The following is a 15,232-nucleotide window of genomic DNA, read 5'->3' as shown; positions in this document are numbered from 1 at the left end:
TACGTCTCCCGCTTCGGCCGCCGTCCCCGCGTTGTGGCCCTCCCCAGGAGCTGACACCCCCATGGACAACGAGAAGAAACTGCGTGACTACCTCAAGCAGGCCACCGCTCACCTGCGCGCCGCCCACCGGCGGATCGAGGAGCTGAAGAGCCCCGAGCCCATCGCCGTGGTGGCGATGAACTGCCGCTACGCGGGCGGTATCCGCTCGCCCGAGGACCTGTGGGATGCGGTCACCGAAGGCCGGGACGGCATGTCCGACTTCCCGACCGACCGCGGCTGGGACCTGGCGAACCTCTTCGACCCGGACCCCGACCGCGAGGGCCGCACCTATGCCCGCCAGGGCGGATTCCTCGACGAGGTGGACCAGTTCGACCCCGCGTTCTTCGGGATCTCGCCGCGCGAGGCGCTCAGCATGGACCCGCAGCAGCGGCTGCTGCTCGAAGTGGTCTGGGAGACCCTGGAGCGGGCCGGTATCGACCCGGGCACCCTGCGCGGCAGCGACACCGGTGTCTTCATGGGCGCCACCGACTTCGACTACGCCCGCGGCCTGACCGAACTGCCCGAGGGCCTCGAAGGGCAGATGTCGCTGGGCGCCTCCGGTGCCATCCTCTCCGGCCGCGTCTCCTACACCCTGGGCCTGGAAGGGCCCGCGGTCACCGTCGACACCATGTGCTCCTCCTCGCTGGTGGCCCTGCACCAGGCCTGCCAGTCGCTGCGCCAGGGCGACTGCTCGCTGGCGCTGACCGGCGGCACCACGGTGATGTCCACCCCCAGCGGCTTCATCGAGTTCAGCCGCCAGCGTGCCCTGTCCGTCTCCTCCCGCTGCCAGGCCTTCGCCGCGGGCGCCGACGGCACCGCCTGGGGCGAGGGCATCGGCGTCCTGCTCCTGGAACGCCTCTCCGACGCCCACCGCAACGGCCACCAGGTCCTGGCGGTGATCCGGGGCTCGGCCATCAACCAGGACGGCGCCTCCAACGGGCTCACCGCACCCAACGGCCGCGCCCAGCAGCGCGTGATCCGCCAGGCCCTCGCCCACGCCCGCCTGACCCCCGCCGACGTGGACGCGGTCGAGGCGCACGGCACCGGCACCTCGCTCGGCGACCCGATCGAGGCGAACGCCCTGCTCGCCACCTACGGCAAGGACCGCGGCGACGGCGACCCGCTGTGGCTCGGTTCGCTGAAGTCGAACATCGGGCACACCGCGGCCGCCGCCGGGGTCGGCGGGGTGATCAAGATGGTGCAGGCGATCCGGCACGGCGTACTGCCCCGGACCCTGCACGTCGAGGAGCCGTCGCCCCGGATCGACTGGGACGCGGGCGCGGTGCGACTGCTCACCGAGGCCCGGCCCTGGCCCGAGACCGGCCGGGTGCGCCGGGCCGCCGTCTCCGCCTTCGGCGCCAGCGGCACCAACGCCCATGCCCTGATCGAACAGGCCCCGCCCGCGCCCGACCAGGCGCCCGCCCCTGCCCAGGGGCCCGCCCCGCTGGGCGAGCGGACGCTGCCGTGGGTGCTCTCCGCGAAGAGCGAGCCGGCCCTGCGCGCCCAGGCCGAACGCCTCCTGGCCCACCTCGGCGCCCAACCGGGCCTCTCCCCCGCCGAGATCGGCCACTCCCTGATCCACACCCGGGCCCGCTTCCCGCACCGCGCCGTGGTCGTCGGCACCGGTACCGAGGACTTCCGCCGGACCCTGGCCGGGTTCGTACGCGGCGAGCCGGTCGGCGCCCTCGCCCAGGGCAGCGCCCGGCCCGCCGGGAAGCCCGTGTTCGTCTTCCCCGGGCAGGGCTCCCAGTGGGCGGGCATGGCCGTCGAACTCCTCGACTCCTCCCCCGTGTTCGCCACCCGCCTCGCCGAATGCGAGTCCGCACTCGCGGAGTTCGTGGACTGGTCACTGACCGACGTCCTGCGCGAAACCGAAGGCGCACCCTCACTGGAACGGGTGGACGTCGTCCAACCCGCCCTGTGGGCCATCATGATCTCCCTCGCCGAAGTATGGCGGGCCTGCGGTGTCACCCCCGCCGCCGTCGTGGGGCACTCCCAGGGCGAGATCGCCGCAGCCGTCGTCGCCGGAGCCCTCTCCCTCCAGGACGGCGCACGCGTGGTGGCCCTGCGCTCCCAGGCCATCGGCCGCCAACTCGCCGGACGCGGCGGCATGATGTCCGTCTCCCAACCCGCAGACCAAGTACGCGAACGCCTCACCGCCTGGGACGGACGCCTCTCCCTCGCGGCGGTGAACGGACCCGCCTCCACGGTCGTCTCCGGCGATCCCGACGCGCTGAAGGAACTCCTCGCCCAGTGCGAGAGCGACGGTGTCCGGGCGAAGATCATCCCGGTCGACTACGCCTCCCACTCCGCCCACGTCGAAGAGCTACGCGCGGAGCTCCTCGACGTCCTCGCCCCGATCAAGCCGCGGGCCTCCGAGGTCCCGTTCTGCTCGACCCTCACCGGTGAGCTGCTGGACACCACCGCGCTGGACGCGGGCTACTGGTACCGCAATCTGCGCGAGACCGTCGAACTCCAGGCCGCCGTCGCCACCTTGGCCGGTTCCGGGTTCGGCACCTTCATCGAGGCGAGCCCCCACCCGGTGCTCACCCTGCCGGTGCAGGAGACCGCCCCGGATGCCGTGGTCGTCGGCTCCCTGCGGCGCGGAGAGGGCGGACCGGCCCGCTTCGTGACGTCGCTCGGCGAGGCCTTCACGCAGGGCGCCGCCGTCGACTGGGCCGCGCTCTTCGCCCAGACGGGCGCCCGGCCGGTCGACCTCCCCACCTACGCCTTCCAGCGCCAGCGCTACTGGCTGGAGAGCCCCGCCCGCGGTGCGGAGACGGTCGCGGCCGATCCCGAGGACGCCGCGTTCTGGGAGGCCGTCGAACGCGAGGACACCACCCACCTGGCAGGCCAACTCGACCTCGACAGCGAGGCGTTGACCCACGTCCTGCCCTCCCTCGCCGCCTGGCGGCGGGGCCGCCGCGAACGCGCCGTACTGGACTCCTGGCGCTACCACGTCACCTGGGACCGTACGGCGGACCCGGCCTCCGCCACGCTGGACGGGACCTGGCTGCTCGCCGTCCCCGAGGGCGAGGCCGCACGCGAGACGGCCGCCGCGATACGGGAGGCGCTGGAGGCGAACGGGGCCGCCACCGTGCTCGTCGAGGTCCCCGACGGACTCGCCGAGCGGGGTGAGCTCGCCGCGCGGCTCGCCGAGGCGGCCGGGCAGACACCCGCCGGGGTGCTGTCGCTGCTCGGCCTCGCGGACGCACCGCACCCCGTGCACGCGGGCCTCTCCCAGGGCCTGGCCGCCACGCTCGCGCTGGTGCAGGCGCTCGGGGACCGCGGCATCGACGCGCCGCTGTGGCTGCTCACCCAGGGCGCGATCGCCACCCAGGCGGCCGAGCCCCTGCTCAGCCCCGCGCAGGCGGCGGTCTGGGGTCTCGGCCGGGTCGCCGCGCTGGAACACCCGCAGCGCTGGGGCGGCATGATCGACCTGCCCGGCGGCACCGTCGACGGGCGCGTCACCACCCGGCTGTGCGGGGTGCTCGCCGGATACGGCGAGGAGGACCAACTCGCCCTCCGTTCCTCGGGAGTCTTCGCCCGCCGCCTGGTGCGCGCCACCGCGCCCGCCCCGACGGGCGCCTCCTGGACACCGCGCGGCACGGTCCTGCTGACCGGCGGCACCGGCGGCGTCGGCGCGCAGATCGCCCGCTGGCTCGCCCGCAACGGCGCCACCCACCTGGTGCTCACCAGCCGCCGCGGCCCGCAGGCGCCCGGCGCCGACACGCTCCGTGCCGAACTGGCCGAGCTGGGCGCGAAGGTGACGATCGCCGCCTGCGACGTCGCCGACCGCGAAGCCCTCGCCGCGCTGGTGGCCGAGGTCGAGGCCGAGGGCCCGCCGATCCGTACCGTCATGCACATCGCGGGCGCGGGCGTGCTGGTGCCGCTGGCCGACACCGACCTGGCCGAGTTCGCGGACACCGCCGAGGCGAAGGTCGCGGGCGCCGCCCACCTGGACGCCCTCTTCGACAAGGACACCCTCGACTCCTTCGTGCTGTTCTCCTCGATCTCCGCGGTCTGGGGAAGCGGCGAGCACGGCGCCTACGCGGCGGCCAACGCCTACCTCGACGCGCTCGCCGAGCAGCGGCGCTCCCGCGGGCTGGCCGGCACCTCGGTGGTGTGGGGCATCTGGAGCCCGGAGGAGGGCGGTATGGCCGCCAACCTCGCCGAGGAGCAACTGCGCGGGCGGGGCATCCCGTTCATGGCGCCGAAGACGGCCATCGACGCCTTCCAGGAGGTCCTGGACCGCGACGAGCGCGTGGTCGTGGTCGCGGACGTGGACTGGGAGCGCTTCGTGCCCGTGTTCACCTCGGCCCGCCCCAGCCCGCTGCTCGGCCGCGTCCCCGAGGTCGCCCGGATCCTGGCCGCCGCCGAGACGCCCGACGACGGCGGCGCGGAGTCCTCCTCGCTGCGCACGCGCCTTGCCGGTATGAGCGCCGGGGACCGGCAGGCGGCCCTGCTGTCGCTGGTGCGCGCCCAGATCGCCGCCGTGCTCGGCTACACCGGGCCCGAGGCCGTCGAAGTGACCCGCGCCTTCAGGGAGTTGGGCTTCGACTCGCTCAGCGCGGTCGATCTGCGCAACCGGCTCGGCACGGCCACCGGGCTGCGGCTGCCGGTCACCGTCGTCTTCGACTACCCCAGCGCCGCCGAGCTGGCCGGCCACCTCGGCGGCGAACTCTTCCCCGAGGACGAGGCCTTCACCGACGCCGACCCCGAGGAGGCCGAGGTCAGGAAGGCGCTGACGGTCATCCCGCTGCCCCGGCTGCGGGAGTCCGGGCTCTTGGACGACCTCCTGCGCCTGGCCCGCGCCGACATCGGGGCGGGCGAGGACGGCACGCAGGACACCGAGTCGATCGACGAGCTCGACGTCGACGACCTGGTGCGCATGGCCTACGACAAGAACGACCTCTGACGGACGCGAGTGCGGAGCTGACCACCATGGCAAACCCCACCGACAAGATCGTTGGCGCGCTGCGCGAGTCCCTCAAGGAGACCGAGCGGCTGCGCCGCGCGAACCAGCAGCTGACCGCCGCGGCCCGGGAGCCCATCGCCATTGTCGCGATGAGCTGCCGCTACCCGGGCGGCGTACGCGACGCCGAGGGCCTGTGGGACCTGCTCGTCGAGGGCCGCGACGCGATCTCCGGCTTCCCCCACAACCGCGACTGGGACCTGGAGGGCCTCTACGACCCGGACCCGGACCGGCAGGGCACCGTCTACGCCACCGAGGGCGGATTCCTGCACGACGCCGACCAGTTCGACCCCGCGTTCTTCGGGATCTCCCCGCGCGAGGCCACCGTCATGGACCCCCAGCAGCGCCTGCTCCTGGAGACCAGCTGGGAGGCCTTCGAGCGCGGCGGCATCGACCCGGCCGCGCTGCGCGGCACCAAGACGGGCGTCTTCGTCGGCGCCGCCTACCAGGGCTACGTACCCGACTGGCCGCACATGCCCGAGGGCCTGGAAGGCCATCTGGTCACCGGGATCTCCGCGAGCATCATGTCCGGCCGCATCTCCTACACCCTGGGCCTGGAGGGCCCCGCGGTCACGATCGACACCGCCTGCTCCTCCTCGCTCGTGGCCCTGCACCTGGCCTGCCAGTCGCTGCGCCAGGGCGACTGCTCGCTGGCGCTGGCCGGTGGCGCCGCGGTGATGGGCGCGCCGATGGGCCTGATCGGCTTCGCCCGGCAGCGCGGTCTGGCCTGGGACGGGCGCTGCAAGGCCTTCGCGGAGGGCGCCGACGGCATGGGCCTGGGCGAGGGCGTGGGCATGCTGCTCCTGGAGCGCCTCTCGGACGCCCGGCGCAACGGCCACCAGGTCCTGGCGGTGGTACGCGGCTCGGCCGTCAACCAGGACGGTGCGTCCAACGGGCTGACCGCCCCCAACGGCCGCTCCCAGCAGCGGGTCATCCGCCAGGCCCTGGCCAACGCCGGGCTCACCGCCGACCAGGTCGACGCCGTCGAGGCGCACGGCACCGGCACCCCGCTGGGCGACCCGATCGAGGCGGGGGCGCTGCTCGCCACCTACGGCAAGGACCGGCCCGAGGAGCGGCCCGTCCTGGTCGGCTCGCTGAAGTCGAACATCGGGCACCCCCAGGCCGCCGGCGGCATCGGCGGGGTCATCAAGATGGTCCAGGCGCTGCGGCACGACCTGCTGCCCAAGACCCTGCACGCGGACCGGCGTTCCTCGCGGATCGACTGGGGCTCGGGCGCGGTGGAACTGCTGACCGAGGCCCGCGCGTGGCCGCGCGGTGAGCAGCCCCGGCGGGCGGGCATCTCGGCCTTCGGCGCGAGCGGCACCAATGTGCACACCCTCATCGAAGAGGCCCCCGAAACGGCCGCGCCCGCGCCGGACGGCGCCGAGGGCGGGGAGGCCGCGTCCGCTCCGCTGGGCGGGGGCCTGCTGCCGTGGGTGCTCTCCGCGAAGAGCGAGGCGGCGCTGCGCGCCCAGGCCCGGCAGCTGCTCACCCACGCCGGTACCCACCCCGAGCTGTCCCCGGCCGAGATCGGCTACTCCCTGGCCGCCACCCGCAGCCGCTTCTCGCACCGGGCCGTCGTCGCCGGAGCGGACCGCGAGGAACTGCTCACCGCCTTGCGGGAGTTGGCCTCGCACGACTCCCCCTCCGCGGCGGTGGTACGCGGGAACGGCACCCTCGCGGCCGACCCGCGCCCGGTGTTCGTCTTCCCCGGGCAGGGCTCGCAGTGGGCGGGCATGGCCGTCGAACTCCTCGACTCCTCCCCCGTGTTCGCCGCCCGCCTCGCCGAATGCGAGTCCGCACTCGCGGAGTTCGTGGACTGGTCGCTGACGGGAGTGCTGCGCGAAGCCGAAGGTGAGCCGTCGCTGGAACGGGTGGACGTGGTCCAGCCCGCCCTGTGGGCCATCATGATCTCGCTTGCCGAGGTATGGCGGGCCTGCGGTGTCACCCCCGCCGCCGTCGTCGGACACTCCCAGGGCGAGATCGCCGCAGCCGTCGTCGCCGGAGCCCTCTCCCTCCAGGACGGCGCACGCGTCGTCGCCCTGCGCTCCCAGGCCATCGGCCGCCAACTCGCCGGACGCGGCGGCATGATGTCCGTCTCCCAACCCGCAGACCAAGTACGCGAACGCCTCACCGCCTGGGACGGAACCCTATCCCTCGCCGCCGTCAACGGACCCGCCTCCACAGTCGTCTCCGGCGAACCCGACGCCCTACGAGAACTCCAAGAAGCCTGCGAAGCCGACGGCATCCGCGCCAAAATCATCCCCGTCGACTACGCCTCCCACTCCGCCCACGTCGAAGAACTGCGGGCCGAACTCCTCGACGTCCTCGCCCCGATCCGGGCGCAGAGCGCCGAGATCCCGTTCTGCTCCACGGTGACCGGTGAGCTGGTGGACACCGCCTCGCTGGACGCGGGCTACTGGTACCGCAACCTGCGCGAGACCGTCGAACTCGACACGGCCATAGGCGCGTTGAGCGAGGCCGGGTTCGCCCTCTTCGTCGAGGCGAGCCCCCACCCGGTGCTGACGATGCCGGTGCAGGAAGCAGCCCCCGAGGCCGTGGTCGTCGGCTCCCTGCGGCGCGGGGAAGGCGGACCGGCGCGCTTTGCCGCCTCGCTCGGTGAGGCCTTCGCACGCGGCGCCGAGGTCGACTGGACCGCGTTGTTCGCCGGAACGGACGCCCGGCCGGTCGACCTGCCCACCTACGCCTTCCAGCGCCAGCGCTACTGGCTGGAGGGCCAGGCCGCCGCCCCCACCGCGGCCGACCCCGAGGACGCCGCGTTCTGGGAGGCCGTCGAACGCGAGGACACCACCCAGCTGGCAGGCCAACTCGACCTCGACAGCGAGGCGTTGACCCACGTCCTGCCCTCCCTCGCCGCCTGGCGGCGGGGCCGCCGCGAACGCGCCGTACTGGACTCCTGGCGCTACCACGTCACCTGGGCACCGCTGGACGACACCCTCGCCTCCCCCCATACGGGAGTCCTCCAGGGCGGCGACTGGCTGCTCGTGGCCCCCGCCTCGGCGGGGGCGGAGGGCGAGCAGATCGCCGCGGCGCTGCGCGTGCACGGCGCCCGCGTACGGCTGTGGGAACTGACCCGGGAGGAGGCCGGGCGCGAGGAACTGGCCGCCCGGCTGGGGCAGTTGACGGCCGAGGGCGCGCCCACCGGGGTGCTCTCGCTGCTCGCGCTGGACGAGGAGCCGTGGACGGCCGGTGAGGCGCAGCCCGCCGGGTTCGCCCAGCATCTGGCGCTGCTCCAGGCGCTCGGTGACGCGGGAGCCGATCTGCCGCTGTGGTGCGCCACCCGCGGCGCGGTGGCCACCGGCCGGGCCGAGACGGTGGCCCGCCCGCTCCAGGCCCTCAACTGGGGACTGGGCCGGATCGCCGCGGTGGAGTACCCGCAGCGCGGGGGCGGCCTGATCGACCTGCCCGAAATCCTCGACGAGCGGGCCGCGGCCCGGCTGTGCGGGGTGCTCGCCGGGCAGGCGGCGGGCGAGGACCAGCTCGCGCTGCGCGCCTCGGGCGTGCAGGGGCGCAGGCTGGTGCGCGCCACGGCAGCCCTCGCCGCCGAGGGCTGGCAGCCGCGGGGCACGGTCCTGGTGACCGGCGGCACCGGCGGGCTGGGAGCGCATGTGGCGCGCTGGCTGGCCCGCAGCGGCGCCGCCCGCCTGGTGCTCACCAGCCGCCGCGGCGAACAGGCGCCCGGGGCGGCCGAGTTGGCCGAGGAACTGCGCGCGGCGGGCACCGAGGTGCTGCTCGCGGCCTGCGACGTGTCCGACCGGGCGGCGCTGGCCGCGCTGCTCGACCGTATCGACGAGGAGGGTCCCGCGCTGGACGCCGTGGTGCACACCGCGGGCGTCCTGGACGACGGTGTCCTCGACACGCTCACCCCGGCGAGGGCCCAGGGCGTGCTGCGCCCGAAGGTGGACGCGGCGCTGCACCTCGACGAGCTGACCCGGACGCGTGAGCTCTCGGCGTTCGTGCTCTTCTCCTCCTTCGCGGGCACCCTCGGCGGCCCCGGGCAGGGCAGCTACGCCGCCGCCAACGCCTTCCTGGACGCCCTCGCCCAGCAGCGGCGCGCCCAGGGCCTGCCCGCCACCTCGGTGGCCTGGGGCGCCTGGTCGGGCGGTGGCCTGGTGGACGAGCAGGTCAAGGCGCGGCTGCGGGCCACCGGGATGCCCGCGATGGCTCCCGACTCGGCCGTCGCCGCCCTCCAGCAGGCCCTCGACGCGGGGGACGCCTATGTGGCGGTGGCGGACATCGAGTGGGACCGGCTGATCGCCGCCACCCCCGCGCTCGGCTCCGCCCCCGTCCTCGCCGCGCTCCCCGAGGCGCAGCCCGCCCCGAACACCACGGCCACCGGCGCCGGTACGGAGGGGGCGACCCCGCTGGCCGAGCGGCTGGCCGGACTCTCCCGCACCCAGGCCGAGGAGGCGCTGACCCAGCTGGCCGCCACCGAGGTCGCCGCGGCCCTCGGCTACGCCGATCCGAGCGAAGTGGAGGCCGGACGCGCCTTCCGTGAGCTGGGCTTCGACTCCCTCACCGCGGTCGATCTGCGCAACCGGCTCAGCACCGCCACCGGACTGCGGCTGCCGGTCACCCTGGTCTTCGACTACCCGACCGTCAGCGCGCTGGCCCGCTTCCTCCTCGACGAGAGCGGCGCCGCCCCCGAAGCCGCCGCGACCACCGCTGTCGCCGCGGGCAGCAGCCCCGGCGCTCCTGCTGCCGGGGACGATCCGATCGCGATCGTGGCGATGAGCTGCCGCCTGCCGGGCGGGGTGAGCAGCCCCGAGGACCTGTGGCAGCTGCTCACCGAGGGCCGGGACGCCATCGGCGCGTTCCCGGCGGACCGCGGCTGGGACATCGAGGGCCGCTACCACCCCGACGCCGAGGTGCCGGGCACCTTCTACGCCACCGGCGGCGGCTTCCTGTACGAGGCGGGCGCCTTCGACCCCGAGTTCTTCGGGATCTCCCCGCGCGAGGCCCTGGCCATCGACCCGCAGCAGCGCCTGCTCCTGGAGACCACCTGGGAGGCCTTCGAGCGCGCCGGGATCGACCCGGCCACGGTCCGCGGCAGCCAGGCCGGTGTCTTCATCGGCGCCAGCTACAACGACTACGGCTCCCGCTTCCAGCGGGCACCGGAGGAGTTCGAGGGCTATCTGGCCACCGGCAGCGCCAGCAGTGTCGCCTCCGGCCGCATCTCCTACACCTTCGGTCTCGAAGGCCCCGCCGTCACCATCGACACCGCCTGCTCCTCCTCCCTGGTGGCCCTGCACCAGGCGGCGCAGGCGCTGCGGCAGGGCGAGTGCAGCCTCGCACTGGCGGGCGGGGTGGTGGTGATGTCGACCCTGGACACCTTCATCGAGTTCAGCCGCCAGCGCGCGATGGCCCCGGACGGCCGCTGCAAGGCCTTCTCCGCCGATGCCGACGGCGCGGGCTGGGCCGAGGGCGTCGGCATGCTCCTGCTGGAGCGTCTGTCGGACGCGCGGCGCAACGGGCATGAAGTCCTCGCTCTGGTACGGGGATCGGCCGTCAACCAGGACGGCGCCAGCAACGGCCTCACCGCACCCAACGGCCCCTCGCAGCAGCGCGTCATCCGCCAGGCCCTCGCCCACGCCGGGCTGGCCGCCGACGAGGTGGACGCGGTGGAGGCGCACGGCACCGGCACCTCGCTGGGCGACCCCATCGAGGCCCAGGCGCTGATGGCCACCTACGGCCAGGGCCGCGCGGCCGACCGGCCGCTGTGGCTGGGCGCGCTGAAGTCCAACATCGGCCACACCCAGGCCGCCTCCGGAGTGGCCGGAGTCATCAAGACGGTGCTCGCGCTGCGCAACGGCGTCCTCCCGCGGACCCTGCACGCCGAGGAGCGCTCACCCAACGTGGACTGGTCGGCCGGTGCGGTCGAACTGCTCACCGAGTCGCGCGCCTGGCCCGCCACCGGGCGCCCGCGCCGCGCCGGGGTGTCCGCCTTCGGCGTCAGCGGCACCAACGTCCACGTCGTCCTCGAACAGGGCCCCGCCCACGACCCCGACGACCTCGCCCATGACCCCGCCGAGAGCCCGGTCGAGAGCCCGGTCGAGGGCCTCGCCGACGACCCGGCCGGAGAGTTGGCCGGGGTGGAGGCGGCCTCGGTGGCCGGAGACCTCACGGTCTGGCCGCTGGCCGCCCGCACCGAGGACGCCCTGCGCGCCCAGGCCGCCCAGTTGCACACCCACCTCCAGAACCGCCCCGAACTGCAACCCCTGGACGTCGGCTACTCGCTGGCCACCGGCCGCGCCTCCTTCGCCCACCGCGCCGTGCTCGTCGGCACCGACCGGGAGAAACTCCTCGCGGACCTGGCGCACCTCGCCTCCGGCACCCGCCCGGACACCGTGGCCGGCTCCGGCCGCACCGCCTTCCTGTTCACCGGGCAGGGTGCCCAACGCCTGGGCATGGGCAGCGAGTTGTACGAGACGTTCCCCGTCTTCGCCGCGGCGTTCGACGCGGTGTGCGCGGAACTCGACCGCCATCTGGACGTCCCCGTACGGGATGTCGTCTTCGGGCAAGACGCCGAGGCACTCGACCGCACGGTGTCGACCCAGAGCGGCCTCTTCGCCCTCGAAGTGGCCCTGTACCGGCTCCTCGAATCGTGGGGCGTGGCACCGGACTTCGTCATGGGCCACTCCATCGGGGAGATCGCCGCCGCACACATCGCCGGGGTGTTCTCCCTCGAAGACGCCGCCACCCTGACCGCCGCTCGCGGCCGCCTGATGCAGGCACTGCCCCAAGGCGGCGCCATGGTGTCCCTCCAACTACCCGAAGCCGACCTCCTGCCCCATCTGGAGGGCTTCGAGGACCGGGTGAGCATCGCCGCCATCAACGGCCCGGCCTCGACAGTGATTTCAGGCGACGAAGCGAGCGTCCTTCAGATCGCCGAAGCAACAGGCGCGAAAACCAAGCGACTTCGCGTCTCCCACGCCTTCCACTCCCCCCTCATGGAGCCCATGCTCGCCGAATTCGGCAAGCTCGCGGCCACCCTCACCTACCACACCCCCCACCTCCCCGTCGTCTCCAACGTCACCGGCACCCTCGCCGACGACGACATCGCCACCCCCGACTACTGGGTACGCCACGTCCGCCAAGCCGTCCGATTCGCCGACGGCATCGAGGAGTTGGCGACCCGTCAGGTCACCCGCTTCGTGGAGGTGGGTCCCGGCGGTGTCCTGGCCGCGATGGGGCAGGACTGCCTGCAGGAGGGTGCGTTCTGGCCGCTGCTGCGCAAGGACCGGCCCGAGGCCCAGGCGCTGTTCGCCGGGATCGGTCAACTCCACGCCCACGGCGGGCGGTTGGACTGGCACCGGGTCTTCGCGGGGCGTGGTGCACGGCGGGTGGAGCTGCCCACGTACGCCTTCCAGCGGAAGCGGTACTGGCTGGACGCGCCGATGGAGTTCACCGATGTGACCTCGGCCGGTCTGGGCGCGGCCGGGCATCCGCTGCTGGGGGCCGCGGTCGAACTGGCCGGCAGTGAGCAGCTGGTGTTCACCGGGGTGCTCTCGGTGCGGACCCAGCCGTGGCTGGCCGACCACGCGGTCTCGGGGTCGGTCCTCTTCCCCGGCACCGCCTTTGTCGAGCTGGCGCTGCAGGCCGGATACCAGGCCGGTTGCGCGCAGGTCGAGGAGCTGACCTTGCAGGCCCCGCTGATCCTCGCCGAAAACGGCGCCGCCACCGTGCAGATGGTGGTGGAGGCGCCCGACGAGAGCGGGCGGCGTTCGCTGGGCCTGTACTCCCGGCCGAAGGACGCGGGCGGTGAGGTGCCCTGGCTGCAGCATGCCAGCGGAGTGCTGGCCGTGGACGAGGCCGAGGCCCCCTACGAGCTGGGGGGTGCCTGGCCGCCGCCGGGGGCCGAGCCGGTCGACGTCGCGGATCTGTACGAGCGGTTCGCGGCGAACGGCTTCGGCTACGGGCCGGCCTTCCAGGGCCTTCGGGCCGCCTGGCTGCAGGGCGAGGACGTCTATGCGGAGATCCGGCTGCCCCAGGAGCAGCAGCAGTCGGCCACGGACTACGGTCTGCACCCCGCCCTGCTGGACGCCGCACTGCACACCATCGCGCTCGGTCCGACTCTGCAGGCGGACGAGGGGCGGCTGCCGTTCTCCTTCACGGGCGTGTCGCTGCACGCCGCCGGGGCGGGCGAGCTGCGGGTGCGGCTGAGCCCGAAGGGCACCGACACGGTGGCGCTGACGGTGGCCGACGCCATCGGGCGGCCGGTGGCGAGCGTGGCGTCCCTGGTGCTGCGCAAGCGCCCCGAGCGCCTCGGCGAGAACACGGGCGGCGGTGAGGCGCTCTACCGGCTCGACTGGACCCCGGTCACCGAACTCCCCTCCGCGGACACCGAGTTCGGGAACGACGGCTGGGCGGTGCTGGGCGACGACGATTTCAAGCTGGAGGGGCTGGACGAGTTCGGGGTGCGCCGTCACCCGGATCTGGCGGCACTGCCCGACGAGCTGCCGGGCACGCTCCTGGTCCCGCTGGCTCCGCTGCCGGGTCCCACCGCCGAGGCGGTACGGGCGGCCTGCGAGCGGGCACTGGCGCTGGTGCGGGCCCACCTGGCCGAGGAGCGCTTCGCGCAGATGCGGCTGGTGTTCCTCACCCGGGGCGCGGTGGCCACCGATCCCGACGCGGAGGTGGCGGACCTGGCGCATGCCGCGATGTGGGGGCTGGTGCGCTCCGCGCAGACCGAGAACCCCGGCCGCTTCGTCCTCGTCGACCTGGACGAGCACCCGGACTCGGCGGTGGCGCTGCCCGCGGCCCTCGCCCTGGACGAACCCCAACTGGCCCTGCGCGAAGGCTCCGTACGGGCCGCCCGACTGGCCACGCTACGGCCCGAGGAGAGCCCGGAAGCCGTCTGGGATCCGGAGGGGACCGTGCTGGTCACCGGGGCCACCGGGACGATCGGCGGGGTCATCGCCCGGCATCTGGCCGCCGAGCGGGGGGTGCGGCATCTGCTCCTCGCGAGCAGGCGCGGGCCCGACGCCGAGGGCGCGGACGAACTCCTCGCGGAGCTGGCCGCCGCGGGCGCGGATGCCCGCCTGGTGGCCTGCGACGCGGCCGACCGCGGCGCGCTGGCCGAGCTGCTGGCGACGGTGGACGCGGCGCATCCGCTGACCGCCGTCGTGCACACCGCGGGGGTCCTGGACGACGGTGTCGTCTCCTCGCTCACCCCCGAGCGCCTGGAGCGGGTGCTGCGGCCCAAGGTGGACGCGGCACTGAACCTGCACGAGCTGACCCGGGAGTCGGGCCGTACCGCGCTGGTGCTGTTCTCCTCCATCGCGGGCACCTTCGGCGGCATGGGGCAGGCCAACTACGCGGCCGCCAACGCCTTCCTGGACGCCTTCGCCCAGCACTGCCGCGCCCAGGGCCTGCCGGTGCAGTCGCAGGCCTGGGGGCTGTGGGCCGAGCGCAGCGAGATGACCGGCAAGCTGGACGGCACGGATCTGAAGCGGCTGGCCCGCGGCGGCATCCTGCCCTTCTCCTCCGCGGACGGGGCGCGGCTGTTCGACACCGCCGGTGCCCTGGACGAGGCGGTGGTGCTGCCGATGCGGCTGGACACGGCCGCGTTCGCCGCGGGTCCGGTGCCGGCGCTGCTGCGCGGCCTGGTCAAGGCGCGCCCCGTACGCCGCCGGGCGAGTGCCGGGGCGGACGCCGGAGGAACGGGTCGTGCCGGGGGGCTCAAGGAGCATCTGGCGGGGCTGGCGGAGGCGGAGCGGGGCATCTTCCTGCTCGATCTGGTACGCACCACCGTCGCCGGTGTGCTGGGCTTCGAGAGCGCGGCCGCGGTGGAGGCCGAACGGGGCCTGCTGGACCTGGGCTTCGACTCGCTGACCGCGGTGGAGCTGCGCAACCAGCTCGGCCGCGGCACCGGGCTGCGGCTGCCGGTGACGCTGCTGTTCGACTATCCGACCTCCCGGGCGATCGCCGAGCACCTGCAGGCCGAGATCGCGCCCGCCCCCTTCTCCGGGGCGCAGGCCTCCTTCGCCGAACTGGACGCGCTGGAGGGCCACTTGGCCGAGGTGGCCGCCGACGAAGAGGCGCGCACCCGGCTCGCCGCCCGGTTGCAGGACCTGCTCGCCCAGCTCGGCGAGGTCCCGCAGGACGCGCTCGGCAGCCGTATCGACGCCGCGTCCGACGAGGAAGTCTTCGACTTCATCGAGAACGAACTCGGCCTGTCCTGACCCCTGCCCGCAA

Annotated in this window: 2 protein-coding genes; both read left to right on the top strand. The window is 74.3% G+C overall.

Features of this window, described 5'->3' with window-relative positions; all coding sequences use genetic code 11:
• Positions 1 to 31 precede the first annotated feature (31 nt).
• Positions 32 to 4,957, top strand: coding sequence for a type I polyketide synthase (locus MID12_RS32030; RefSeq protein ID WP_411577030.1), 4,926 nt, complete (start codon positions 32 to 34; stop codon positions 4,955 to 4,957).
• Entirely contained in the window at positions 4,954 to 15,219 is a 10,266-nt protein-coding gene (locus MID12_RS32025; RefSeq protein ID WP_411577087.1) for a type I polyketide synthase, read from the top strand. The genes MID12_RS32030 and MID12_RS32025 overlap by 4 nt, the downstream gene beginning before the upstream one ends.
• Positions 15,220 to 15,232: the final 13 nt, after the last annotated feature.

Source organism: Streptomyces sp. SCSIO ZS0520 (assembly GCF_025643355.1).
Taxonomy (GTDB): Bacteria; Actinomycetota; Actinomycetes; order Streptomycetales; family Streptomycetaceae; genus Streptomyces; species Streptomyces physcomitrii.
This window is presented reverse-complemented; position numbering and strand designations above follow the sequence as displayed.